The organism is Nocardia sp. NPDC003183, from assembly GCF_053590715.1.
Window position 1 is genome coordinate 493,867 of the sequence record NZ_JBSFTG010000002.1, and the last position, 23,177, is coordinate 517,043.

The 23,177-nt window shown below is 67.1% G+C and carries 28 protein-coding genes and 1 other RNA gene; 19 read left to right on the forward strand and 10 right to left on the reverse strand.

Annotated features, from left to right (window positions below):
• Positions 1-57 precede the first annotated feature (57 nt).
• Positions 58-438: a MerR family transcriptional regulator gene (locus ACWDXS_RS10080; protein ID WP_449964165.1), complete on the forward strand. Its 381-nt coding sequence runs from the start codon at positions 58-60 to the stop codon at positions 436-438.
• 70 nt (positions 439-508) lie between these two features.
• Here ACWDXS_RS10080 and ftsX read toward each other — a convergent pair whose 3' ends face one another.
• The 6 genes from ftsX to ACWDXS_RS10110 form a co-directional block, all read right to left on the reverse strand.
• On the reverse strand, positions 509-1,411 hold the full coding sequence (gene ftsX, locus ACWDXS_RS10085; protein WP_378991377.1) for a permease-like cell division protein FtsX: 903 nt from the start codon (positions 1,409-1,411) through the stop codon (positions 509-511).
• Positions 1,411-2,100, reverse strand: a complete 690-nt coding sequence (gene ftsE, locus ACWDXS_RS10090; RefSeq protein ID WP_378632943.1) for a cell division ATP-binding protein FtsE — start codon at positions 2,098-2,100, stop codon at positions 1,411-1,413. The genes ftsX and ftsE overlap by 1 nt, the downstream gene beginning before the upstream one ends.
• Before the next feature lie 54 nt (positions 2,101-2,154).
• On the reverse strand, positions 2,155-2,310 hold the full coding sequence (locus tag ACWDXS_RS10095; protein WP_378632946.1) for a hypothetical protein: 156 nt from the start codon (positions 2,308-2,310) through the stop codon (positions 2,155-2,157).
• The gene (locus tag ACWDXS_RS10100) at positions 2,297-3,154 is read right to left on the reverse strand and encodes a mechanosensitive ion channel family protein (RefSeq protein WP_378991378.1); all 858 of its coding nucleotides are present in this window, start codon (positions 3,152-3,154) and stop codon (positions 2,297-2,299) included. The genes ACWDXS_RS10095 and ACWDXS_RS10100 overlap by 14 nt, the downstream gene beginning before the upstream one ends.
• Positions 3,155-3,282: 128 nt before the next feature.
• The gene (prfB, locus tag ACWDXS_RS10105; RefSeq protein WP_056812604.1) at positions 3,283-4,401 is read right to left on the reverse strand and encodes a peptide chain release factor 2; all 1,119 of its coding nucleotides are present in this window, start codon (positions 4,399-4,401) and stop codon (positions 3,283-3,285) included.
• Between the two features lie 44 nt (positions 4,402-4,445).
• Positions 4,446-5,303, reverse strand: a complete 858-nt coding sequence (locus tag ACWDXS_RS10110; protein WP_378991379.1) for a helix-turn-helix transcriptional regulator — start codon at positions 5,301-5,303, stop codon at positions 4,446-4,448.
• 141 nt (positions 5,304-5,444) lie between these two features.
• On the opposite strand from ACWDXS_RS10110, the gene ACWDXS_RS10115 reads away from it, so the two are divergent.
• The 8 genes from ACWDXS_RS10115 (at position 5,445) to ACWDXS_RS10150 (ending at position 12,692) form a co-directional block, all read left to right on the forward strand.
• A complete protein-coding gene (locus tag ACWDXS_RS10115; protein ID WP_387447111.1) occupies positions 5,445-6,026 on the forward strand; it encodes an NADPH-dependent FMN reductase in 582 nt (193 codons plus the stop codon).
• Positions 6,027-6,148: 122 nt separating this feature from the next.
• A complete protein-coding gene (gene hisN / locus ACWDXS_RS10120) occupies positions 6,149-6,934 on the forward strand; it encodes a histidinol-phosphatase (protein WP_449964173.1) in 786 nt (261 codons plus the stop codon).
• 95 nt (positions 6,935-7,029) lie between these two features.
• Entirely contained in the window at positions 7,030-9,021 is a 1,992-nt protein-coding gene (gene recQ / locus ACWDXS_RS10125; protein WP_378991383.1) for a DNA helicase RecQ, read from the forward strand.
• 92 nt (positions 9,022-9,113) lie between these two features.
• Positions 9,114-9,347 (forward strand): hypothetical protein, encoded by a 234-nt coding sequence (locus ACWDXS_RS10130; RefSeq protein ID WP_378991385.1) that lies wholly within the window; start codon positions 9,114-9,116, stop codon positions 9,345-9,347.
• Positions 9,348-9,667: 320 nt separating this feature from the next.
• On the forward strand, positions 9,668-10,276 hold the full coding sequence (locus ACWDXS_RS10135) for a YdcF family protein (protein ID WP_378991387.1): 609 nt from the start codon (positions 9,668-9,670) through the stop codon (positions 10,274-10,276).
• Positions 10,277-10,371: 95 nt separating this feature from the next.
• On the forward strand, positions 10,372-11,310 hold the full coding sequence (locus ACWDXS_RS10140; RefSeq protein WP_378651804.1) for an acyl-ACP desaturase: 939 nt from the start codon (positions 10,372-10,374) through the stop codon (positions 11,308-11,310).
• Between the two features lie 48 nt (positions 11,311-11,358).
• Positions 11,359-11,832, forward strand: a complete 474-nt coding sequence (gene smpB / locus ACWDXS_RS10145; RefSeq protein ID WP_378920812.1) for an SsrA-binding protein SmpB — start codon at positions 11,359-11,361, stop codon at positions 11,830-11,832.
• The gene (locus tag ACWDXS_RS10150; RefSeq protein WP_378991389.1) at positions 11,829-12,692 is read left to right on the forward strand and encodes an EamA family transporter; all 864 of its coding nucleotides are present in this window, start codon (positions 11,829-11,831) and stop codon (positions 12,690-12,692) included. The genes smpB and ACWDXS_RS10150 overlap by 4 nt, the downstream gene beginning before the upstream one ends.
• A 4-nt stretch (positions 12,693-12,696) precedes the next feature.
• Here ACWDXS_RS10150 and ACWDXS_RS10155 read toward each other — a convergent pair whose 3' ends face one another.
• Positions 12,697-13,995: an ABC transporter substrate-binding protein gene (locus ACWDXS_RS10155; protein WP_378991390.1), complete on the reverse strand. Its 1,299-nt coding sequence runs from the start codon at positions 13,993-13,995 to the stop codon at positions 12,697-12,699.
• A gap of 225 nt (positions 13,996-14,220) precedes the next feature.
• On the opposite strand from ACWDXS_RS10155, the gene ssrA reads away from it, so the two are divergent.
• Positions 14,221-14,593, forward strand: a transfer-messenger RNA (tmRNA) gene (gene ssrA / locus ACWDXS_RS10160).
• A 364-nt stretch (positions 14,594-14,957) separates the two neighbouring features.
• Here the strand turns inward: ssrA and ACWDXS_RS10165 are convergent.
• Positions 14,958-15,179, reverse strand: coding sequence for a hypothetical protein (locus ACWDXS_RS10165; protein WP_387447114.1), 222 nt, complete (start codon positions 15,177-15,179; stop codon positions 14,958-14,960).
• A 341-nt stretch (positions 15,180-15,520) separates the two neighbouring features.
• On the opposite strand from ACWDXS_RS10165, the gene ACWDXS_RS10170 reads away from it, so the two are divergent.
• The 7 genes from ACWDXS_RS10170 to ACWDXS_RS10200 all read left to right on the forward strand — a co-directional run bounded on the left by ACWDXS_RS10170 (position 15,521) and on the right by ACWDXS_RS10200 (position 20,121).
• The gene (locus tag ACWDXS_RS10170) at positions 15,521-15,859 is read left to right on the forward strand and encodes a hypothetical protein (RefSeq protein ID WP_378632983.1); all 339 of its coding nucleotides are present in this window, start codon (positions 15,521-15,523) and stop codon (positions 15,857-15,859) included.
• On the forward strand, positions 15,831-16,346 hold the full coding sequence (locus ACWDXS_RS10175; RefSeq protein WP_449964182.1) for a DUF6879 family protein: 516 nt from the start codon (positions 15,831-15,833) through the stop codon (positions 16,344-16,346). The genes ACWDXS_RS10170 and ACWDXS_RS10175 overlap by 29 nt, the downstream gene beginning before the upstream one ends.
• Positions 16,343-17,173, forward strand: coding sequence for a helix-turn-helix domain-containing protein (locus ACWDXS_RS10180; RefSeq protein ID WP_449964185.1), 831 nt, complete (start codon positions 16,343-16,345; stop codon positions 17,171-17,173). Before ACWDXS_RS10175 ends, ACWDXS_RS10180 begins: the two co-directional genes overlap by 4 nt.
• A 197-nt stretch (positions 17,174-17,370) precedes the next feature.
• The gene (locus tag ACWDXS_RS10185; protein ID WP_449964188.1) at positions 17,371-17,700 is read left to right on the forward strand and encodes an ArsR/SmtB family transcription factor; all 330 of its coding nucleotides are present in this window, start codon (positions 17,371-17,373) and stop codon (positions 17,698-17,700) included.
• Positions 17,700-18,395 (forward strand): cation transporter, encoded by a 696-nt coding sequence (locus ACWDXS_RS10190; protein WP_449964191.1) that lies wholly within the window; start codon positions 17,700-17,702, stop codon positions 18,393-18,395. The genes ACWDXS_RS10185 and ACWDXS_RS10190 overlap by 1 nt, the downstream gene beginning before the upstream one ends.
• A 2-nt stretch (positions 18,396-18,397) precedes the next feature.
• The gene (locus tag ACWDXS_RS10195; RefSeq protein ID WP_449964753.1) at positions 18,398-19,006 is read left to right on the forward strand and encodes a methyltransferase family protein; all 609 of its coding nucleotides are present in this window, start codon (positions 18,398-18,400) and stop codon (positions 19,004-19,006) included.
• 53 nt (positions 19,007-19,059) lie between these two features.
• Entirely contained in the window at positions 19,060-20,121 is a 1,062-nt protein-coding gene (locus ACWDXS_RS10200) for a hypothetical protein (RefSeq protein WP_378991394.1), read from the forward strand.
• Positions 20,122-20,210: 89 nt separating this feature from the next.
• Here the strand turns inward: ACWDXS_RS10200 and ACWDXS_RS10205 are convergent, their stop codons facing one another.
• Positions 20,211-20,420, reverse strand: a complete 210-nt coding sequence (locus ACWDXS_RS10205) for a DUF5302 domain-containing protein (RefSeq protein ID WP_449964195.1) — start codon at positions 20,418-20,420, stop codon at positions 20,211-20,213.
• Between the two features lie 111 nt (positions 20,421-20,531).
• Between ACWDXS_RS10205 and ACWDXS_RS10210 the strand changes: the two genes are divergently transcribed.
• Positions 20,532-21,419 (forward strand): hypothetical protein, encoded by an 888-nt coding sequence (locus tag ACWDXS_RS10210; protein ID WP_449964198.1) that lies wholly within the window; start codon positions 20,532-20,534, stop codon positions 21,417-21,419.
• Here ACWDXS_RS10210 and ACWDXS_RS10215 read toward each other — a convergent pair.
• Entirely contained in the window at positions 21,397-22,221 is an 825-nt protein-coding gene (locus ACWDXS_RS10215) for a DUF1266 domain-containing protein (protein ID WP_378991397.1), read from the reverse strand. The two genes, ACWDXS_RS10210 and ACWDXS_RS10215, sit on opposite strands and share 23 nt — an antisense overlap.
• A gap of 141 nt (positions 22,222-22,362) precedes the next feature.
• Here ACWDXS_RS10215 and ACWDXS_RS10220 point away from each other — a divergent pair, with 141 nt between their 5' ends.
• Complete coding sequence (locus tag ACWDXS_RS10220) at positions 22,363-23,058, forward strand: helix-turn-helix domain-containing protein (protein ID WP_449964201.1); 696 nt, start codon at positions 22,363-22,365, stop codon at positions 23,056-23,058.
• Positions 23,059-23,177: the final 119 nt, after the last annotated feature.

Here is a 23,177-nt window from a genome sequence, read left to right on the forward strand (position 1 = left end):
GGCGACGTTAGGGATTGACATGGGTGTGAAGGTCAAGCCGACGGTGCCGGTGGTCACATGCTGATCGGCGAATTGGCACGACGCACCGGGGTCGCCACCCGGCTGCTGCGCTACTACGAGGAGCAGGGTCTGCTGCATCCACACCGCGACAGCAACGGTTACCGCAGTTATCCCGCATCGGCGGCAGCGACGGTCGCCCGGATCAGGGAACTGCTGGCCGCAGGACTGAACACCGATGACATCGCCCTGCTGATGCCGTGCGCCGAGGACGCGGGACCGGTCCAAGCCTGCGAGATATCGGTGCGAATCATGGCCGACAGAACCGCCGAACTGGACCGGCGCATCGCAGACCTCGACCGCCAGCGATCCCAACTCGTCGCTCAACTCGGCGCCAGCCTCGCCCACGCCGGGCAGCGGCCGTCGACGGGCCTGGAGTAACCAGCACGCTCGGCGTCGGCTGCCGTCGACGCGGCGGGACCGATCGAGCCGGCCCCGCCGCGCACAAACCTTATTCGCGCACGTAGTAGCGCAGGGTCAGGTAGGCGGTGACGGCGGCGAAGACGATGCCGACAGGCGCGATCGTCAGGGCAACCACCGCGATGTCGTCGCCGGTGATGCGCGGGAACACATTGCTGTCGAACAGCGGCCCCAGCGCCCGGTCGATCACCAGCGGCCGGGCGATCACCAGGCCGAGGATCGCGAGTACCGAACCGACGAAGGCGGCCGCGACCGCTTCGAGCAGGAACGGTAGCTGGGTGTACCAGCGGGTCGCTCCCACCAGGCGCATGATGCCGACTTCCGTGCGCCGCGTGAACGCGGCGATCTGCACCATGTTCAGCACCAGCAGCATCGCGGCCAGCGCCATCACCAGCGCCAAACCGAACGCGGCATTGCGTAGTCCGTCGAACAGGCTGGTCAGCCGGTCGACGAACTCCTTGTCGTTGGCCACGATCCGCACACCCGGCCGCGTCGCGAAGCCGTCGTAGATGTGCTGATACTGGTCGGCGTCGGTCATCTTCACCCGCAACGAGGCAGGCAGCGGCGAGTCGGAGATGTACTGCACCATTTCCGGCTGATCCGCGAACAGCTTCTTCGCCTCCTCCAGCGCGTCGGCGCGGTTGAGGAACTGCACGCTCTCCACACCCGAGGTCTGCTTGAGGTCGGCCAGCAGCGACTTGCACGGGTCGGCGGCGCAGTCGGGATCGGTGTCGGAGACCGCGTCGTCGAGATAGAAGCGCACCTCGAGGCGGCCGATGAAGAAGTTCTCGGTCTTGTCGGCCATCCGCACCGACAGCATGCCGCCGCCGAGCATCATCAGTGACACGGCCGTGGTCAGGATCATCGCGATGGTCATCGTGAGATTGCGGCGCAGGCCGTCGACGACCTCGGTGAACAGGAAACTCAGTCGCATTATCGACCCACCCCGTAGACGCCGGTCGCTTCGTCGCGCACGAGTCTGCCGTGGTCGAGTTCCACCACCCGCCTTCGCATGGCGTCGACGATGTGATTGTCGTGGGTGGCCATCAGCACCGTGGTGCCGACGCGATTGATCCGTTCCAGCAGCGCCATGATGTCGGCGCTGGTGTCGGGGTCGAGGTTGCCGGTCGGCTCGTCGGCGAGCAGGACCAGCGGCCGGTTGACGAACGCGCGCGCGATCGCGACCCGCTGCTGCTCACCACCGGACAGCTCCGACGGCAACCGCTGCCCCTTACCGCCGAGCCCGACCATGTCGAGGACCTCGGGCACCGTCCGGTCGATGAACTGGCGCCGCTTACCGATCACCTCCAGCGCGAACGCGACGTTCTGTTCCACGGTCTTCTGCTGCAACAGCCGGAAGTCCTGGAACACGCAGCCGATCCGCTGCCGCAACTTGGGCACCTTCCGGCCGGGCAAGCGGTCGACGCGGAAATCCGCGACCCGGATCTCGCCCGATGTCGGCGCCTCTTCCTTGAGCAGGAGTCGCATGAAGGTCGACTTGCCCGAACCGGACGGGCCGATGATGAAGACGAACTCGCCTTTTTCCACATCGACGGAAACGTTGTCCAGCGCCGGTCGCGTCGAGGTCTCGTACGACTTGGTCACGTTGCGCATGGTGATCACGGGGAGCCAGTGTAACCAGCGAACCAACCGCCTCAGCGGGACGCGGCGCGTCGATCAGGGTTGGGGGTCGGCATTCACCCAGGTCGGTACGGCGTTGAGGAACGTCGTCGGGCCCTCGGCAGCGGTATCGGTGGGTTTGACGAACAGGTACACGACAAACGTCGACAGCCACGCCGCCATCAGGATCGCTGTGGACTTACGTGGTTTCACTGATTCCCTCCTTACGCAGGGCCGCGGCGACGCGCACGCGCAGTTCGCGACCCACTTCGAATTGTTTGCCTGGCAATGTGCGGGCAACCATCCGGATGTTCATCACGTCGAGCGAGAGATCTTCGACACCCATCACCGACGGCTCGTCGAGCAGCAGCGGTTTGAGGCGGCGATCCTCGTAGGCCTTGGTGCACACCGCGTGCAGGATCTCGTTGATCTTGGTGATATCTGCTTGCGCGGAGACCGGGACGTCGATCGCGGCGCGCGCCCAATCCTTGGACAGATTGGTGACTTTCACGATCTGCCCGTTGGGGACGATGATCACCTCGCCGTCGGAGTTGCGCAGCGTGGTGATGCGCAGCGTCACGTCCTCGACGGTGCCCTCGGCCGGGTCGGCGGAGCCGGTGACCGAGATCTGCACCACGTCACCGAAGCCGTATTGGCGCTCGGTGATCAGGAAGAACCCGGCCAGAATGTCCTGGACGATGCGTTGCGCGCCGAAACCGAGCGCGGCACCGAGCACCGCCGCGGGCGCGACCAGTCCCGTCACCGCGAAGCCCAGCCGACGCAACACCTCCATGCCGACCAGCACGTACACGATGGTCAGCACCACCCACGTGACCACCTGCGCCAGCGCGTGACGGTGCTTGGCCGCCTCGGTGCGGACCAAGGCGTCACTGGTCTGGAAACCCGAGTCGATCTTGGTGGTCACCCGGTCGCGCAGGAACGCCGCGAACCGGCCGAACAGCATCGCGCCGACGATCAGCAGGACGATTTCCAGCCCACTGGAACGCATCCAGTCGCTGATCTCGGGTCCGCTGTTGGCCGCGAGGACGTCGGTCATCGCGTCTCCTTCATGGACCTGCACAGGCACAGTTTCGGTTCGGTCGAACGCACACCAGAAAGGTTACAGGTCGGTCACGGCGTGCGGTCAAACGTGCTGAAGCGCACGGTTTGTGAGCGAACAGCTGGCTACGCGTCGTCCTGATCGCGCATACGCCAACGGATTCCGGACTCGATGAAACCGTCGATGTCGCCGTCGAGGACCGCGGTCGGATTGTTGACTTCGTGGTTGGTGCGCAGGTCCTTGACCATCTGGTACGGGTGCAGCACGTAGGAACGCATCTGATTGCCCCACGACGCGCCCTCGTTGGTCTTGAGCGCGTCCATCGTGGCGCGCTCCTCCTGGCGCTTGCGCTCGAGCAGCTTGGCCTGCAGCACGCGCATGGCCGAGATCTTGTTCTGCAGCTGCGACTTCTCGTTCTGGCAGGTCACGACGATGCCGGTGGGAATGTGGGTCAGGCGCACCGCGGAGTCGGTGGTGTTGACCGACTGGCCGCCGGGGCCCGACGAGCGGTACACGTCGACCCGGATCTCGCCCTCGGGAATCTCGATGTGGTCGGTCGTCTCCACCACGGGCAGGACCTCGACCTCGGCGAAGGAGGTCTGGCGACGGCCCTGGTTGTCGAACGGGCTGATCCGGACCAGGCGATGCGTGCCCATCTCCACCGACAGCGTGCCGTAGGCGTAGGGCGCCTTCACCGCGAAGGTGGCGCTCTTGAGGCCGGCCTCTTCGGCGTAGGAGGTGTCGTAGACCTCGACGGGGAACTTGTGCCGCTCGGCCCAGCGGATGTACATGCGCATCAGCATCATCGCCCAGTCGGCGGCGTCGACGCCGCCGGCGCCGGAACGGATGTTGACCAGCGCGTCACGCTTGTCGTACTCGCCCGAGAGCAGGGTGCGCACTTCCATCGCCTCGACGTCCACGCGCAGTGCGGCGCGCTCGGCATCGGCGTCGGCGGTGGCCTCGGCGGCGGCCGCGTCTTCTTCGGCCTCGGCCAGTTCGTAGAGCACCGGCAGGTCCTCGAGCCGCTGGCGCAGATCCTCGACCCGGCGCAATTCGCTCTGCGCGTGCGAGAGCTCACTGGTCACCTGCTGGGCGTGCTCCTGGTTGTTCCACAGCTCGGGATCGGCGGCCTGGTGCTCGAGTTCATCGATGCGGCGGCGTAGTTCCTCGACATCGAGGACCGACTCGACCGTCTTGAGCGTGGTGTCGAGTTCTGCGAGGTCGGCGATAACGTCAGGATGCACGATGTCCTAGGCTACCGGTCCCGTCCGACACAGTGCCTATTCGGTCAGCTTGCGATGGACCGCAAGCCCCCTGGGCGGCGTCCGACCAGCTGGTCGAGGGCGTTCGCGCTGGCCTCGTCGGCCGGGAGCAGGACGTAGAGCGACTGGTCGTCGTCGATGGACAGATCCAGCGATTCGTAGGCCAGCCGCAGCGTGCCCGCCTCGGGATGATCGAGGCGGTTGATCCCGCCCGACGGCGGCAGTCCGGGCAGCGTCGCGAGGCGATCGGTGAAGACGCTGCCCGCCGTCACGGTGAGTTCGTCGACCAGGGCGGCGACCATCGGATCGGCGCGGAACGGGCCCTGCTTGAGCGAAGCGACCAGCTTGTCGGCGGCCGAGTCCCACTCCGGGTACAGCTCGCGGGCGCCGGGGTGGGTGAACACGAAACGGGCGACGTTGGCGGGCTCGCCCTGCTCGAACAGCCCCGCGGGCGCCATCAACTTCCGGTAGCCCTCGGTGCAGGCCAGGATCTCGGTGAAGCGGTTGGTGATCGCGGCGGGCGCCGGTTCCAGCTGGGCGAGAATCGCCAGGATCGTCGGACGCACCGTGCGATTGGGACCGTTCTCGGCAGCGCCGCAACTGAACCCGGACACGCCTTTGCTGAGTTGATGCAGGTGGACGCGTTCGCGAGGACTCAGCCGCAACGTCTCGGCCAGCGCGGACAACACCTGAGCGGAGGGATGGCTGTCGCGGCCCTGCTCGAGCCGGATCAGATATTCCACACTGACGCCCGCCAGCAGCGCGACCTCGGCGCGACGCAGACCCGGCGTGCGTCTGCGTTGTCCGGCGGGCAGCCCGACCTCGGCGGGGGAGACCGCTTCGCGGCGGGTCCGCAGGAACAGCCCGAGTTCGTTGTCGCTCACCTCGTCGACGGTACCCAGCTCGGCGCATCGGAGAGTGGCCGTGCCACTACCACTCTCAGCGTGGTCTCCCTGCGACGCTCGCGGTCCGCGAGATTTGGTCGTACCGGCTGATCGAGCCGGTACGACGAACAGGAGAACATCGTGTCCACGCTGAAGCTCGCGATCATCATCGGCAGTGTCCGTGACGGACGATTCGGCCCCGTTGTCGCGAACTGGTTCGCCCAGCAGGTCGACGACCGTTTCGAGGTCGACATCATCGACCTCGCCGACACCACCCTGCCCGCCCTGCCCGCCGTGCCGCCCGCCCTCGACCCCGACCCGGTCCGCCCCGCCGGCATGCGCGACCTCACCGGCCGCTTGGCCGCGGCCGACGCCTACGTCATCGTCACCCCCGACTACAACCGCAGCTACCCGGCCGCCCTCAAAGCCGCCATCGACTGGCACTTCACCCAGTGGGACGCCAAGGCGATCGGCTTCGTCGGTTACAGCGGCGGCTCCGGCGGACTCCTGGCCATCGAACACCTGCGCCAGGTGTTCAACGAACTCAACGCCCACACCGTGCGCAACTACGTCTCGTTCCCGCGCTACTACATGCTCTTCGACGAGACCGGCCAACTCCACGACCCGCAGGAACCAGAAGCCGCCGCCACGGCCCTCCTCGACCAGTTGCACTGGTGGACAAGTGCTCTGGTCGCAGCGAAAACAGCCCAGGTCGTGGCCTGACCAGGCGGCTTTCGCGCGTTCTCACACACCCGGCCGGAGCCGCTGAGCCGGGGCGGGGAACGGCAGCGATGTTCACCGCGCCGCGAACTCGAGCGCGCCGGCTCGGCGAATACACTCCCACCGTGGCTGCCTACTCCGCTGACCTGGACCTTGCCCTGCGACTGGCCGACCAGGCCGACGCCATCTCCCTCGAGCGCTTCGGCGCTGTCGACCTCAAAGTCGACTCGAAACCGGACCTCACTCCGGTCTCGGACGCCGATCTCGCGGTAGAACAGCTGATCCGCCGCGTACTCGCCGACGAACGCCCCGCCGACGCCGTGCTCGGCGAGGAGTTCGGCGGCGACGCCGAGTTCAGCGGCAGGCAGTGGGTGGTCGACCCGATCGACGGCACCAAGAACTTCGTCCGAGGCGTACCGGTGTGGGCCAGCCTGATCTCCCTGCTGGAGGACGGTGTCCCGGTGGTCGGCGTGGTGAGCGCGCCCGCGCTGGGCAGGCGCTGGTGGGCCGCCGCCGGTTCGGGCGCATGGGTGCAGGTCCACCCCGGAGCGCCCAAGCCGATCTCGGTATCCGCGGTCGCCGACCTCGACGCCGCGAGCCTGGCCTTCTCCAGTCTGTCCGGCTGGCACGAGCGCGGTCTGCGCGAGAAGTTCATCGACCTCACCGACGCCGTCTGGCGAGTCCGCGGTTACGGCGACTTCTTCAACTATTGCCTGGTCGCGGAGGGTGCGGTCGATATCGCCGCCGAGCCGGAGGTCTCCCTGTGGGACCTGGCCGCTCTCGACATCCTGGTCCGCGAGGCGGGTGGCGCGTTCACCTCCCTGGACGGACGCTCCGGTCCGCACGGCGGCGACGCCGTGGCTTCCAACGGCCTGCTCCACGACGAGGTCCTCGGCCGTTTGCGCGGGTGAATCGAAGTTATCCACAGGTGCGCAACTTCGGCATCCGCCGCCGTCGGCTCCGGTCGACGGGCTGCGCGACCGGCGCTCGCTCGTAGGATGGCCCGGTGAGCAATTCCGGCGCCACAGCCCCCGATGTCGACGACTTCCCGCCCGAGGACTTCCCACCCGACGACGCGTACCCGTCCGACGGCGGGTACGTCTCCGAACACGATTTCGCCGACACCGGCGACTTCCACTTCGACGATCTCGCCCCGGCCACCCCGGGCCGGGTCGCGGCTCCCGATCGCGCTGAGACAGCCGACGAGGTATTACGCCGCGTCTTCGGCTACGACAGCTTCCGCGGTGACCAGGCGGCCATCGTCGAACAGGTCGTCGGCGGTGGCGACGCGCTGGTACTGATGCCGACCGGTGGCGGCAAATCCCTCTGCTACCAGGTTCCCTCGCTGGTCCGCGAGGGTGTCGGCGTGGTGGTCTCACCGCTGATCGCCCTCATGCAGGACCAGGTCGACGCGCTGAGCGCCCTCGGCGTGCGGGCCGGATTCCTCAACTCCACCCAGTCGCCGGATCAGCGGCGGACGGTGGAGGCACAGTTCGTCTCGGGCGATCTGGACCTGCTCTATCTGGCGCCGGAACGCCTACGGCTGGAAGCCACGCTGCGGCTGCTCGACCGCGGCAAGATCGCCCTGTTCGCCATCGACGAGGCGCACTGCGTCTCCCAGTGGGGCCACGACTTCCGGCCCGACTACCTCGCGCTGTCGCTGGTGCACGAACGCTGGCCCGATGTCCCGCGCATCGCGCTCACCGCGACCGCCACCGAGAAGACCGCCGCCGAGATCGTCGAACGCCTGGATCTCGGCGCCGCGAAACAGTTCATCTCCAGCTTCGACCGGCCCAACATCCAATACCGGATCGAATCGAAGAACCGCGCCGACCGTCAGCTGCTCGACTTCATCCGCGCCGAACACCCCGGCGACGCGGGCATCGTCTACACCCTCTCGCGCAATTCGGTGGAGAAGACCGCGGCCATGCTCAACGAGAACGGCATTCGCGCGGTGCCCTATCACGCGGGCCTGGATTTCCGGACCCGTGCCGAGAACCAGTCCAGATTCCTGCGCGAGGACGGCCTGATCGTCGTCGCCACCATCGCTTTCGGTATGGGTATCGACAAACCCGACGTGCGATTCGTGGCCCACCTCGACCTGCCGAAATCGGTCGAGGGCTACTACCAGGAGACCGGCCGCGCGGGCCGCGACGGCCTGCCGTCGACGGCCTGGATGGTCTACGGCCTCAATGATGTTGTGCAGCAACGCAAGATGATCGACTCCAGCGAGGGCGACGCGGCACATCGCCGACAGCTGCAACTGCACCTCGACGCCATGCTCGCCCTGTGCGAGACCGTCGGCTGCCGTCGCGCGCGGCTGCTCAACTATTTCGGTCAGACCGGTGGCGCCTGCGGCAACTGCGATGTGTGCCTGAATCCGCCCGAAACCTGGGACGGCACGGTGCCCGCGCAGAAGCTGCTGTCCACGGTGCTGCGGCTCAAACGCGAACGCGGACAATCGTTCGGCGCGGGCCACCTCGTCGACATCCTGCTCGGCAAGACCAACCAGAAGATCACCCAGCATCGGCACAACGAGCTCTCGGTGTTCGGCATCGGCACCGATCTGCGCGATACCGAATGGCGCGGGGTGGTGCGGCAGCTGCTCGCGGGCGGCCTGCTGGCGGTACAGGGCGAATACGGTGTCCTGGCACTGACCGACGAGAGCAACGAGGTGCTGTTCGAGGGCAGGAAGGTGCCGATGCGGCGCGAGCCCGAACGCGCCGCCCGCCCCGCGCGCAGCGCGAAATCGGCCAAGGCGACCGCCGACCTGCCCGCCGCCGACGTCGGAGTGTTCGAGCGCCTGCGGGCCTGGCGTGCCGCGACGGCGAAGGAACAGGGCGTGCCCGCCTACGTGGTGTTCCACGACGCCACCCTGCGCGAGATCGCCGCGCGCAAACCCGCCGACCTCGCCGCCCTCGGCACCGTCGCCGGCGTCGGCGAGAACAAACTGGCTCGCTATGGCGAGGGGGTGCTGACCACGCTGGCCGGGGAGTAGCGGTGCACCCGCGCCTCCCCGCCCAGCAGGGCGTACACGCGCGGCGGCGAGGAACCGCACCGAATCGGACGACACCGAGTTACTGTCGAGTCATGGCGAACGGTGAAGGCTCGGACGACGATACGTCGGGCAGCAGCCCGAGTGCGGGAGCCGATACCCCGACACCCCCGATGCCGCACCGCCACATCGATCCAGTCGTCGCGCCGTCCCTGCTGGGCGTTCACCACGGCGTGATCCACCGCGGCAGGCCACGCTGGTCGACCCTCGCACTGATCGCCATCTTCACCGCCGCCTTGGTCCTCTACCTCGTACTGAGCCCAGGCTGACGTTCCGTCCGCACCGCCCGATCGGCCGCGTTCGACAATTTCCCACACGCCGCTGTCGGATCCGGTGCTGTGTCACTGACGGTCGTGTTCCGGCGATCGCCCTCGCTGCCCGCCGATCGATCGCGTGCTCGCCAAGTCCTCGTATGCCCCGACGTCCGATTCCGGAAATTTTGCGATGCCACGCACCAGCGGTGGCCGACATGCGCATGTGAGTTGTCGTAGGCGCAGGTCAAAGGGATACCTGACGTCGACGACCCGGCGCACCGTTGCCGAGCGGGACCGATCACGGAGATCGGCCCGAGCTCGAGGAGGCGACGGCAATGGTGCGGTGGACTTGGGGCAAGCGTGTGGTGTGCGCGGCGATAGCGGTCACGGGATTGGCCTGCGTGCCGGTACCCGCCGGTGCCGACTTTCCGGCCCCGCCCGGTCTCGACTTCGCGCGGGCGCTGGGCACACCGACCCTGCCCGGCATCTACGGCCCCGACACCGCCGTCGTGGTCCTCGGTTACGGCCTGACGCCGGAGGGGACGATGCGCGAGGAACTCGTGCGACGACTGCGCGCGGGCCTGGCCCAAGCCGTCTTCGCGCCGTGGTCGCCGATCATCGTCACCGGCGGCAACCCGCAAGCCGGTCTGTCCGAAGCCGACGCCATGGCCGAGTGGCTGGTCGGCGCCGGCATCGACGAGAGCCGGGTCCTGCGCGAATCCGAGGCCGACTCGACGGTGGCCAACGCTCGCAACACCGCGGCCATGCTCGCCGACAGGGGCTTGCGCTCGGTCGTTCTCGTCACCTCCGAGGACCACATCGCCCGGGCCAGAGGCGCTTTCGCCGACGCGGGCGTGCTGGTTGTCGGCGACCTCACGCCCGACCGCGCTCAGTGGGATTCGGTGCCACTGCACGTCGGCAGCTTCGGCCCCGCACCGCTGTGACCGATCATCGCCGCACGTCGGCCGTTGTGATGAGTAGTCGCGGAAATCTCGGCAATAACCCCGAGAACCCGCCCCTCGCCTCGTAGCGTCGACCCATGACGCTCCACCTGTCCGACAGCGACATCCTCGCCGAGCTCGAGCCGACGGCCGAAGCCAATCTCAACGACCACCTGTCCAAGGCCAAGATGTGGCACCCCCACGACTACGTGCCGTGGGACGAGGGCCGCAACTTCGCGGCCATGGGCGGCGACGACTGGGATCCCGAGCAGTCGCGGCTGAGCGAGGTCGCCAAGGCGGCGATGATCACCAACCTGCTCACCGAAGACAACCTGCCCTCCTACCACCGCGAACTCGCCGACACCTTCGGCTTCGACAACGCCTGGGGCACCTGGGTCGGCCGGTGGACCGCCGAGGAGAACCGCCACGGCATCGTCCTGCGTGACTACCTCGTCGTGACCCGTGCGGTCGACCCGGTCGCGCTCGAAGAGGCCAGGATGTCGCACATGACCGCGGGCATCGCCAAGCCGGAGAAGGGTTCGCAGTTCCTCAAGGGCGTCGCCTACGTCACGTTGCAGGAGCTCGCGACCAGAATCAGCCATCGCAACACCGGCGCCCTGTGCGACGACCCGGTCGCCGATCGCATGCTGGCCCGGATCGCCGCCGACGAGAACCTGCACATGATCTTCTACCGCAAGCTCTGCGCGGCGGCTCTCGACCTCACCCCCGACGAGGCCATGCGGGCCATCACCGACGTGATCCTGCGTTTCCAGATGCCCGGCCTCAACCAGCCCAACTTCCGCCGCAACGCGGTGCTGCTCGCCAAGCACGGCGTGTACGACCTGCGCCAGCACCTCGATGTCGTCCTGCGCCCGACCCTGCGGATCTGGCGAATCTTCGAGCGCACCGATTTCGGCCCCGAAGGCGAGATCGCCCGCGACGAGCTGCACACCTACCTGCTCGACCTCGAGGTCAAGGCGGCTCGTTTCGAGGAGCAGCGCGACCGCGCACTGGCCAGGGCAGCCGCCAGGGTCTGAGTCGGCCATGGAATAAAGGGCTGGCGCCGTCACTTACAGTTGACCGTTATGAAGGAAAAGGGGCGCAAGGTCATCGCGACCAACCGCCGGGCGCGGCACAACTACACGATCCTCGACGTCTATGAGGCGGGGATCGCGCTGGTCGGCACCGAGGTGAAGAGCCTGCGTGAGGGCAAGGCTTCGCTGGTCGACGCCTTCGCGACCGTCGACCACGGCGAGGTCTGGTTGCGCGGGCTGCACATCCCGGAGTTCAGCCACGGCACCTGGACCAATCATTCCCCGCGCCGCACCCGCAAGCTGCTGCTGCACAAGCGTGAGATCGAGCACCTGGTCGGCAAGTCGCGCGAGGGCAACCAGACGCTGGTGCCGCTGTCGATGTACTTCTCCGACGGCAAGGTGAAGGTGGAGCTCGCCCTCGCCAAGGGCAAGCAGGACTACGACAAGCGTCAGGATCTGGCCCGCAAGCAGGCCGAGCGTGAGGTCACCCGTGAAATAGGTCGGCGGGTCAAAGGCATGCGTTGATCTCCGTAGTGCTCGCCCTCGTCGCGGCGGCGGGCTACGGAGTCAGCGACTTCTTCGGCGGGATCGCCGCGCGCAGGGTCACGGCGCTGCGTGTGGTTGTGGTGTCGTATCCGTTTTCCGTGCTGCTGGTCTTGCTGATCGCGCCACTGGTGGGCGGGCATGCCGACACCGCGTCCGTGCTGTGGGGCCTGGCCGCCGGTGTGGCCAGTGGCCTGGCGGTGTGGTGGTTCTACGCCGCGCTCGCCGACGGTCCCATGTCGGTGGTGTCGCCGCTGACCGCGGTGCTGGTCGCGGGCATCCCGGTGATCGCCGGGTTCTTTCTCGGCGAACGGCCCGGCGCGATCGCGATCGCGGGCATCGCCGTCGCCCTGGTCGCGGTGGTGCTCGTGAGCCGGGAGGCACCCGACGAAACCACCGAGGAGATCACCGGCGGCAGGCAACTGCGTTTCACCCGCCGGGTCGCGCTCCTCACGATCGGGTCGGGTGCCGCGTTCGGTTTCGCGTTCTACTTCCTGCACGAAACCAGTGCGAGCGCGGGACTGTGGCCCCTGCTCGCCCAGCGGGTGGCGGCAACCGCGGTCGTGTGGACATCGGCGCTGGCGGCAGGCGAATTCCGCGGACTGCACGGTGAACCACTGCGCCTGGCACTGGCGGTCGGCGTGCTCGATGTGATCGCCAATGCCGCGCTGCTCTACGCCTTCCACGGCGCGATGCTGTCGGTGGTGAGCGTGATCGGCTCGCTGTATCCGGCGGCGACCGTGTTGCTGGCGATGGTCCTGCTCGGCGAGCGCATCAGCGCCACCCAGAAGGTCGGTATGGTGCTCGCGCTCACGGCGGTCGCCATGATCGCCGCGAGCTGATTCCCTACAACCGGGTGCAGGGCTCGTGCAGGTTGAGTCGACCCAGCGTCTTGCCCTGGTAGCCGACACTCACCGCTCTGGCGCCCATCGGCGCCTCCCGGTCCGGTTCGAACACCGCCGACCACTCCGTCTCCAGATCCGGTTCGGCCGCCCCCGCCGGATGGATCACGACCATGCCCTCACCGTCGGGTTTCATCGCGCCGACGCTGCGGCGCAGGCCGGCGCGGGTGAGTTCGCCGTTCGCCGCCGCGGCGGTGAGCAGGGCTTTGAGTGGATAGGTGATCGCCCAGCCCAGCGAATAGCCGAAGTTGGCCGGTTCGCCGGTGATCGCGTCGCGGGCGTGCTTGGCGCCCACGCTGTCGCCGGCCCAGCTGTCGACCGGGGTCGTGTAGTTGTAGAGCGCGGTCAGCGCCGGCGCGGCCGCCGATTGCAGCAGTGCCGCGTTCCAGGTGGGTAGCGAGCCGAGGAATCGCCCGGTGAAACCCGACTTCACCAGCTTGCCCACGATCTCCGCGGTCTCGGCGGGTCCGGTGGCCAGCATCACCAGGTCCGGCGCGGCGGCCAGGATCTCCGCCACGGGACCGTCCTGGTTGCCGACCTCGGCATTGGGTCCGGTGTCGATGCGATCGGCGATGGTGGCGTCGTTGGCCAGCGCCCACTTCAGCGCGCCGCTGGCGTAGTCGCCGCCGTAGTTGCCGCGATAGGCGACCACGGCGATATTGCGCGGCGCGTAATGGGTTTCGGCGAACCAGTCGAGGCCGGTCACCGCTTCGGTGCAGTAGGAGTAGCCCGCGCTGAGCACCAGATTGCGGTCGGCGCTGCGATAGTTCCAGCCCGACCACTGGGTGGCCGCGGTGCTCACCATGTCGTCGGCGTCCATCTGGTTCAGCATCGCGACGGTTTGCGCGGTCCCGAAACTCATCGACAACGCGAGCACGTTCGGCTCGATCTCCTCGTACGCGCTGCGATGGGTGCGCGGATCGTAGGAGGTGTTGCGGGTGTAGGTGCTGATGTCGATGTCGTAGCCGCCGATGCCGCCCGCCGCGTTCACCTGCTTCCAGAACGCCATCTGACCGTCGTTCATCGAGGCACCGAGCGGGGTGAACGGCCCGTTCGCCAGATCCGAGAGCACCCCGAGATAGATGCAGCCGTTATCGGTGTTCGGCGAACCGGGACAGGGCGTGCTGGTGACGCCCGGCGCGGCGGTGGACTCGCCCGACGAGCAGGCCGCGGCCAGCACGAGACTCGCAACAGCCGGGATCGCCGCGAATCGGCGCAGTCCACGGTGACTGGTGAATGCCATGAGATAACTCCTTGCTCCAGTCGCCCAGGACATTTGACCGTTCCGGGGCGGCCGAACGAGAACAGTACCCGTCACCACCGGCAGCCCCACCCGGATTCGCCGAGGCCATCTGGTGGGGTTCGCTACAAGATCACTCCGGCGACACCGCGAGCTGGCAGAAATAATGGGAAGATCTCACGTCGCGCCGGTGTTAATATGACTAGCCCGCACGGTGCGGGCACGTACGGGGCTGAACGGTTTCGACTGCGTACGTTGATTCAGGGGAAGCGTGTCGGTGCAGGCAAGAGACCACCGTAAGCGTCGCTGCAACCAATTAAGCGCCGATTCCAATCAGCGCGAGTACGCCCTCGCTGCCTAAGTAGCCAGGTCGTCTCTGTCAGTCCGGGTTCGTCCCTCGACCCGGGTACTGGCATCAGCTAGAGGGAATTACCGTTCGGCTCGGTCGCGGAGTCGGATGGGACATCTAACAGCGACTGGGATCGTCATCCAGGCTTGTTCGCGAGACTTGGAGATCCGAGCAGAGACACAGCGAACTGCACACGGAGAAGCCCTGAAGACGCGGCGGAGGACCCGGGTTCGATTCCCGGCAGCTCCACCAAAGAGTCTCTGGCCTGTTAACGCAGGTCAGGGACTTTTTTTTATGCGCTGATTACGGGCAGATTCGGCCTGCTGTCCACACTTTGCCCACATCCTGCGGCAGTAAGTCTCTCCAGCACCACGGCGAGAATCACGCACTCGGCTGTCTGGCGCAGCTCATCGAAGTAGAGACCGTAAGGATCGGTAGGGCGACGGCTGTTATCCACGGTGACGATCACTCCCCTGATACTGAGTGCTCAGGGTATCGGCGCACACACGCTTCGGGTGGCCGAACAAGACCTATGTTCACTGGTCGCGCTTTGGCCACACGGCTGCGACGAACACGATGGCTGGTAGGCCGATCACGATCGCCCACCCGATCACGATCACGTGTCCGCCTGGCATCCGGCCGGGAAGTACTGCCGGGGGCGGCGGTCGTAGGTTTCTGCGGCGCTCAACCATGCGGCGACGGCGTCCACGTCACCCACAACAACCACTCTCCAAGCCGAGGCGAGTTGCCAGCCTTCCGGGGTGGATGTGATGGTCATCGACCGGCGTGCGGCGCGTTCGGTCAGGTCGGCAAGCTGGGCCTTCGTCTGGCTGGTCATGAGGGCTGCTTGTTCGTCGGCCACGCCTCGAGCGCTGCGAGCAGTCGCCCGATCACGCTCGGTGGCGCAACGTTGATCGGGTGCGGGCGTTCGGTTCTGGGTGTCCACTGCGGGAGCATCGCGGCCTCCTGGTGCGCTTCGGGATTCACTCCCGGCGGGGACTCTTAGTTCAAACCCGCCGGGAGCGTTGGAGCTGACGGTATGGGTTTGTACAACCGCCTGGACAGGAACTTTCTTGAACTTGCTCCAAGTGGTCTGAACAGGCGACAACCTGTGTGACACGGTGGGACGATGTGGGAGTACGGGAAAGCTCACGCAAGTTCTCACCAGGGGGTAGCGATATGCGCCTAACGTTCCTCGGCAACGGCGGCAGCGACTCGGGCGGCTGCCCGACACTGTTCGCCACCGACAGCGGCACCTACGCGGTGCAGGGATGGCAGACGGACTCACCGGAAACCGTCGAAATCCCGCACTTGCTCCTAGGTTTCGCCCAACCAGATACCTACGTCGGGGTACCGATGGCCGACAGCGGTAGGGGCACGTTCACCCTGACCGGCCGACCGATTACCGACCCGGAAACGCTCGCACAGATGAACCTCGCCGCCGACGAGTCGGCTATCGAGGTCCCCAAGCTCGAAAGGACCTTTTACGGTGCGCTATCGGCCCAACGACGAGCCTGACCTGTGGCCCGGACTGTTCCGGGAAACCAAGCGGTCAGCGTTCCATTTCGAGTGCCGAGACACCTATTTCGTCGCCGACGAGGACGAACGTCTGCGTGCGTTCCTCGCTGGTGAGCCAGCGCCCTACACCGCGACACCGTGGCAGGCGCTTATGCGGGAAACGACCGAACGCGGCGTGAGCGTGAGCCGTGTCCGGGTGGTCACCACACCGCTGTCGGACTATCAGCGATGGTTGCTGTCGGTCACCGGCCACAACGTCGAAGCGGGCGAAAACATCCGGTACGTGCCACGTCACGACGCCGGAGAGATCCCGCCGGATGATGCGTGGCTGTTCGATGACGAGCGGGTCGTCTACAACCTGTCCGACGAACGCGGAGCCCCGGCAGGCTTGGCGGTCACCACCGACTCGGCCGTAGTCGATCATTTCGTCGCGACTCGTGACCGGCTGTGGAACGTGGCTGTTCCGTTCGGCGAGTTCGCCGGGTGACCAATCCGGCAGACGCGCGGGAAGCTCTCGGGGCCAGGCTCCGGGAGCTTCGCCGTACAGCAGGCATTACTGGCCGCGCCCTGGCTGACCTCGCCGGTTGGGGCGAGGCGAAGGTCTCGAAGATCGAGAACGGCCGACAGACACCGTCATCCGACGACCTGCGCGCATATTGCGCCCACACTGGCACCCCCGATCAACTCGCCGACCTCCTCGCGTCTCTGCACAACCTCGAGACCGCGTACACCGAGTGGCGCAAGGTCCTGGGCACTGGCACCCAACGGCAGCAGAAGGCGAACATCCGCCTAGCCGAGTCGGCCGAGATGATCCGGATCTACCAACCGCAGATCATGCCTGGCATTTTGCAAACAGCGGACTACGCGACCGCCGTTCTGCGCCGCTACGTCGAGTTCTACCGGACCCCCGACGACGTAGACCAGGGCGTCGCCGCCCGCATCGAACGCCAACAGCTCTTGTACTCGGGTCGGCGGAAGTTCCACATTCTCATCGCCGAACAGGCGCTGCACACCACGGTCGGCGACGACGCGGTCATGGTCGGACAACTGGACCGCCTGCTTGCTGTCGCGGGCTTGTCCAGGGTTCTGCTGGGCATCATCCCCGCGACAGCCGAGATGCCGATCCAGGCAACGAACTTCGTCCTGTTCGATCAGCGACTCGCCACGGTCGAAGCGATCACGGCGGAACTGCGGGTGACCCAGCCCCGCGAGATCCTGATCTACCTTCGCGCGTTCGACGCGCTCGCCCGCCAGGCCGCCACGGGGGACCATGCCCGGTTGCTCATCCGCCGGGCGATGGAAGCACGGCTGTGAAGCCACCCCGATCGGAAAGCAACCGCAGGTCAGAAAGTTGGCGGATGTGTGACGCGGCGGAGGGGCCCGGGTTTGATTTCCGGTAGCTCCACTAGAGGCCCCCACCTGACAACAGGTGGGGGTCCTTTTCGTGTCCGCTCAGCGGCACCATCAGTACATCCTATTCTGAATACAGATTCTGATGTATCGTCTGAGGTATGGAATCCACGGTGCAGACCGACGGGCTGTCCCGATTCGGCTACGCCCTCTCGGACTCGACCAGAACCAAGATCCTGCTGAGTCTGCGGAAGGAACCCGGCTACCCGTCGGAGCTGGCCGAAGCGATCGGTGTCTCGCGGCAGATTCTGTCCAATCACTTGGCCTGCCTGCGTGGATGTGGCTTGGTCGTCGCGGTTCCAGAGGGGCGGCGCAGCCGGTATGAGCTGGCGGATCCGCGGATCGGGCGGGCGTTGGACGATCTGGTCGGCCTGGTGCTCGCCGTTGATCCGGCCTGCTGCCCGGCGGCGGAATCGGAGGGCTGCTGCTGATGGAGTCGATCGGGATGCCCGCGCTGATCGCGCCGAGTTCGGTGCGCGAGGCGGTGCTGACGACGCGGATTCGGTGGTTGGTCGCGGCGACGATCAGCTACAACGTGGTCGAGGCGGTCGTCGCGCTGAGCGAAGGCGCGCGGGTGTCCTCGTCCGCGCTGATCGGGTTCGGTCTCGACTCGGTGATCGAGGTGTCCTCGGCGGCCGCGGTGGCGTGGCAGTTCGCCGGGCGCGATCCGCAGGCGCGGGAGAAGGTGGCGCTGCGGGTCATCGCGTTCTCGTTCTTCGCCTTGGCCGGCTATGTCGCTGTCGACGCCGTCCGTTCGCTGCTCGGGGTCGGCGAGGCACGGCATTCGACGGTCGGAATCGGGCTGGCGGCCGCGAGTCTGGTGATCATGCCGGTGCTGTCCGCCGCGCAACGGAGGGCGGGGCGCGAGCTCGGGTCCGCCTCCGCCGTGGCCGATTCCAAGCAAACCCTGCTGTGCACCTATCTCTCGGCCGTGTTGCTGGTCGGCCTGCTGCTCAACAGCCTGTTCGGCTGGTCGTGGGCTGATCCGCTCGCGGCGCTGGTGATCGCGGTGATCGCGGTCAAAGAAGGAATCAACGCCTGGAAGGGCGAAACCTGCTGCGCGACGATGTCCACCGATGTCGGTCACCGCGGCTGCTGTGACAACGACGATCGAGGAAACCCATGATGATGGCGATCTGCGCACTGGTTCTGTACCTGGTTTTCGGCCTGCTCGGCTTCGGCTGGCGCAGTTGGCGTCAGTATCAGGCCACGGGTTCGACCGGTTTCCACGGCATCAGCGGACGGCCCGGCTCGATCGAATGGCTCGCCGGCGTCGGTTTCGTCGCCGCGATCGTGGTCGGCACGGCATCGCCGGTGCTGCAGCTGGCCGGTGTCGTAGCCCCGATCGGGGCGCTGTCCGCGATGCCGATTCAGACCGCCGGATTCGTGCTCGCCGTCGTGGGTATCGCGGCAACGCTGTACGCGCAGATCGAGATGGGCGAATCGTGGCGCATCGGAGTTGATCCCAGCGAGACGACGACCTTGGTCGACACCGGGGTGTTCGGTCTGGTTCGCAACCCGATCTTCACCGCGATGCTCGTCTTCGCGGGGGGCGTCACGCTGATCATCCCGAACGCTGTCGCGATCGTCGCGTTCGCACTGTTGCTGGTGACGATCGAGCTGCAGGTACGGGCGGTCGAAGAGCCCTATCTGGCGCGGGTCCACGGCGCGAACTACCGTGCCTACCTCGCGGCGACGGGACGGTTCGTCCCCGGCCTCGGACGGGCTCCACTCTGATCCGGTAGACCCTGGTGACGGGTGGTGCGGGTGGGCCACGTAGAACTGAGCGAATGACGCGGTATGCATACGACTCGGGGGCGGGAACGCTGGTCGCCACCTGGGGGACCGGTCGCGGTGATGTCGCCGAGACGATCGCCGAGGTGCCAGGCGCCGAGCACGGTGTGGAGCTGGCCGCGGCGTTGGCGAGTCTGGCGCGGTTCCAGTGGCGGACCTACACCCATCCGGCGACCGCCGCCGGTGATCCCGATGTCGTGAACGGGGAAGCGTGGCGGCGGGCGGAGGAGCGCAATCGCTTCGCGAAGGTCGAAGCCGCGCTGCGCACCCCCAATCTGCCCGACGACGACGGATGCATGCTGGTCTTCTACAGCCCCATCGAGGAATCCGCGCACCATGTGGGCCGTGTGCTCCATGCGATCGGTGACGCGAGCCTGGTCGACCGGGTGGTGAACGAGGTGCTCACCGAGCAGGCGGCGATCACGGCCGCGGAACTGGGCGATCTGGCAGGTCGAGCCAGGCAGGCCGTCGAACTCACCCGCCCGGAGATCTCCCCGGTGCAGGTGCACGCGGCGGACACCCTGCTCCGGGCCAATCCCTTGGGCACCATCGACCTGTTCACCGAACTGGACCCCGCCGCCGCCTCGGTCGCCGCCGCGCACTGGCTGCGGGCCGCGGCGACGGTGGCAGGCGAGGTCACGGGCCTCGAGCCGGTGGACGTGGTCGCCGAGGCGGACGACATCGAAGCACTCCAGGTCGAAACGCCGACCGTGGTCCTGGAACGGCTCGGTGCGGGGGAGACGCCCACCCAGGTGGTGGTCGACCTGATCGCCGATGCCATCGCGGTCTCCGAGGGCAAGGTCCGCGACCTGGACGGCATCATCGAAGCCGCGCAGGAAATCGAGGAACGTGACGACGAGGACGACGATCTCGACGACTGGACCGACGGCTACCGCATCTGCCGCCTCGACCCCACTCGCCCCGCCATCGATCTGCTCGAGGACCTACTGGGCGCCATCCGGGGCTGCTGGCTGGTTTTCAGCGAAGCCGACAGCGGCGCCATCTTCGAGAACGCTGTCCGAACCGAAGCGGACGCAGATACCTCCCGCTTGCAGTAGCTCCCACTCCACCGAAAAGCCCTGCGCCGCAGAATTATTGCCAGCGGAGCAGGGCTGATCACGGAAGGACAGTCGCGTCCGGCGCGAAACTATCCGCCGGCGCGACGGCGGAAGGTGCGCTTCCCGCCCGCCTGTGCGTGCGTCTCACGCACTTTGGCGGAATTCTGGGCGGCTCCACCCGCGGAGGAGTGGCCGTTCTTCCGCTCGAGCGCCTCGCGGAACCTCCGCTTCGTCGCCTCCGCCGGGGTTTCGATCGCGTCCGCGGACTGTTCGGCGGAGACTTCCTGTTCATCGGGCATGCGTACAGCCTGCCACCTCGGCGCGGCTTCGAACACCATCGGCAGGACCATCGCCCCGCCCGCGACGGCCCCTCGGTAGGATCCACCGATGCGGGGCAGGCCAGGAGGGACGTGGCTTTGATCGAAGTATGGGGTGCGCGAGTCGCGGTCCGGTACGCGGACGGGCGGTTGGTGACGACGCCGCTGCGCGCCGACAACGAGATCGCGCTCGACGTCGGGGTGGCCGAACTGGGCAGGATCGCGCTCGCGAACACCGACGACGGGCAGATGGCGTTGCTGCTGTTCTTCCGGTCGGCGCAGTTCGTGGTGAACGGTGCGCCGACGGATCGTCATCCGGTGCCGGTGTTCCTCGAAACCGGCCTACGCGAACAGGCGCAGGCGCTGATCAGGGCGGTCGAACGCGACTTGGTCAGCCTACGCAGGGTGTTCCCGCCCCGCCCGAATCTTGTTCCACCGCACTCGGTGCCGGGTTCGAACGGCCCGCAGCGCCCCGATGTCACGGCGGCCGCGCGCCGAATGCGGCACGCGGGCAACTCCTTACGCGAGATCGACATCCTGCACGGCTGCGCCCGGCCCGACGAGTACGTTCTCGAACTGGCCCAGGCGGGCCACCAGGGCGCTCCCGGCCTGGTCGCGATCACCACGCTGCGCCTGCTGTTCGTGTCCGCGTGGGCGGTCTACGAATTTCCGGTCTCGGTCCTCACCGGCGCCGAAGTGCTCACCGCGCCCGGACAGGTCGCGACGCTGCGGATCTCGGGAGCGGGCGCCGACCTCGATTTCGTCGACTGGGAACCCGCCGACTTCACGCGCATCACCGAGGCCGTGCGTCTGGCCTGCGAGATCGAGCACGTCGACGGATCCATCACCCAGTCGATGCCCTGCTCGGCCGACCTCTTCGGCGAATGGCAACTGCTGGTGGAACGCCGCAAACTGGGCATGGTCGACGACGATCCGTTCCGCCGTCAAGCCGTCGGCATCATGCTGACGATGCCGGGCTGAACACCGGCGCACCCGGATGCAGCGACACCCGCCGCCACGGACTCGACGGTCGAAGGTGCAGCCCCGCGATCATCCGTCTACGTTCGGCCACTTGGCTTTTCGCGGCCGACAGATCTTGCGTGGCCGCCCAGAAGATCGCACCGGTGAGGAACCCGTCGCCGAACTGGCGCCAGTTGCGATAGTGCTGACGCGCCCGATCCAGCCCGGTCAGCATGTGTTCCCACGCCTCGTCCTCGGTCAGGTATCCGGCCGTGCACGCGGCGCGGGCGATGAACACCAGCCGTGCCAGATCCCACGCGGTGGCATCGATCTGCAGCGGCGTCGGCAGGCTGTCGGTGATGCCGAGTTTGATGGCCTGTAGCCAGGCGTCGTAGTCGCGATCGATCCCGGCGGGCCCGCGATAGCCACGGAAACCCGAAAGGGTGTGCAGGAATTCGCGATGCTCGTCGGCCAATCCCGACCGATCGACCCGGCCGGTGTCGGTCGCGGCCATGACGGCGAGCGGATGAACGAGTTCGAACAGCGGCGCGTGCATCCCGGCCAGCAGCCGCCGCACGGTGTCGTGGGCGTCCTCGGCGTTGTCGACGCCCCACGACTCGTGCAGTCCTTCGATGGCGGTCTCCCGCCGCGTCGACGCGCTGTCGGGCTCCTCCGGGAGGAACGCGACGCCGTCGCATTGCGCGCCCCAGCTGCGCCCGTAATACGCACCGACAGCCAGCGCCCTGATCCGGTCGTCGTCGACGAACGCCCCCGACCAGATGTCCGGCTCGATATCTATGTCCGCACCGGGAAATCCCGCCACCCGCGGCCGTCCACCCCGCACTGATGCTGTCGGTTGCATTGGCACCCCTCTGCCGAGCCGAACGTCGTGCCGTCAGATCTTACGGACCGGGTGATCATGGTGCGGCAGCTACCTGTCGGTGGGCGGGACTACCGTCGAAGTGTGGCCGAATACCGGGAACGCGAATCACGGCTGGACCGAGCGGTGGTCTGGTCGCGAACCATGCCCGCCGCCACCGGTCCCGTCACGGTGTTCCCCGACGGTTGCATGGATCTGATCTGGACCGAGGGCACGCTGATGGTGGCGGGTCCGGACAGCCGCGCGTTTCTCGCACCGACCGCGCGGGCGCGAGAATTCGTCGGCGTCAGATTCGCGCCGGGCAGCGCGCCCACGTTGCTCGGGGTTCCGGCGGTAGAACTGCTGAACCAGCGGGTCGATCTGGCCGAGATCGCACCGTCGCGCACCACCCGCGAACTCGTCGATCGCCTCGACAACGCGCCCGACCGCGTTGCTGCCCTGGAAGCGATCGCATTACGATTCGCCGCCGACAACGGCCCTGCCGATCCGGCGCTCACCGCTGTCGTCGATGCCCTCTCGGCGGGCGCGACGGTCGCCGAAACCGCCGCTCGGACGAGCATGTCGGCCCGGATGCTGCACCGGCGCTCCCTGTTCGCCTTCGGTTACGGACCCAAGATGTTGGCTCGTATTCTGCGATTTCAACGAGCGCTCGCCGCGCTTCACACCGGAATTCCGGCGGCACACATCGCCGCCGTGACCGGCTTCGCCGACCAGGCGCACCTGTCCCGAGAGGTCCGTGACCTGGCTGGATGCTCGGTAAGTACTCTGCAAACCCGCTGACCGGGCGTCTCACCGCCCGGAAAGTCTCATTCGGCACAGCGTGACGGAAGGTTTAGGCTCACTAGTGCACGCCCCGTCGCAAGTGCTCAGTCCAGTCCGAACACCGACGAGAGGATGTG

Excerpts from the sequence above, each read along its gene's own strand:
- ACWDXS_RS10080 (WP_449964165.1), top strand. The coding sequence starts at position 58 with ATGCTGATCGGCGAATTGGCACGACGCACCGGGGTCGCCACCCGGCTG.
- ftsX (WP_378991377.1), bottom strand. The coding sequence starts at position 1,411 with ATGCGACTGAGTTTCCTGTTCACCGAGGTCGTCGACGGCCTGCGCCGC.
- ACWDXS_RS10100 (WP_378991378.1), bottom strand. The coding sequence starts at position 3,154 with ATGACCGACGTCCTCGCGGCCAACAGCGGACCCGAGATCAGCGACTGG.
- ACWDXS_RS10130 (WP_378991385.1), top strand. The coding sequence starts at position 9,114 with ATGGCGAACGGTGAAGGCTCGGACGACGATACGTCGGGCAGCAGCCCG.
- ACWDXS_RS10135 (WP_378991387.1), top strand. The coding sequence starts at position 9,668 with ATGGTGCGGTGGACTTGGGGCAAGCGTGTGGTGTGCGCGGCGATAGCG.
- ACWDXS_RS10140 (WP_378651804.1), top strand. The coding sequence starts at position 10,372 with ATGACGCTCCACCTGTCCGACAGCGACATCCTCGCCGAGCTCGAGCCG.
- smpB (WP_378920812.1), top strand. The coding sequence starts at position 11,359 with ATGAAGGAAAAGGGGCGCAAGGTCATCGCGACCAACCGCCGGGCGCGG.
- ACWDXS_RS10155 (WP_378991390.1), bottom strand. The coding sequence starts at position 13,995 with ATGGCATTCACCAGTCACCGTGGACTGCGCCGATTCGCGGCGATCCCG.
- ACWDXS_RS10165 (WP_387447114.1), bottom strand. The coding sequence starts at position 15,179 with ATGACCAGCCAGACGAAGGCCCAGCTTGCCGACCTGACCGAACGCGCC.
- ACWDXS_RS10170 (WP_378632983.1), top strand. The coding sequence starts at position 15,521 with ATGCGCCTAACGTTCCTCGGCAACGGCGGCAGCGACTCGGGCGGCTGC.
- ACWDXS_RS10185 (WP_449964188.1), top strand. The coding sequence starts at position 17,371 with ATGGAATCCACGGTGCAGACCGACGGGCTGTCCCGATTCGGCTACGCC.
- ACWDXS_RS10190 (WP_449964191.1), top strand. The coding sequence starts at position 17,700 with ATGGAGTCGATCGGGATGCCCGCGCTGATCGCGCCGAGTTCGGTGCGC.
- ACWDXS_RS10195 (WP_449964753.1), top strand. The coding sequence starts at position 18,398 with ATGGCGATCTGCGCACTGGTTCTGTACCTGGTTTTCGGCCTGCTCGGC.
- ACWDXS_RS10200 (WP_378991394.1), top strand. The coding sequence starts at position 19,060 with ATGACGCGGTATGCATACGACTCGGGGGCGGGAACGCTGGTCGCCACC.
- ACWDXS_RS10205 (WP_449964195.1), bottom strand. The coding sequence starts at position 20,420 with ATGCCCGATGAACAGGAAGTCTCCGCCGAACAGTCCGCGGACGCGATC.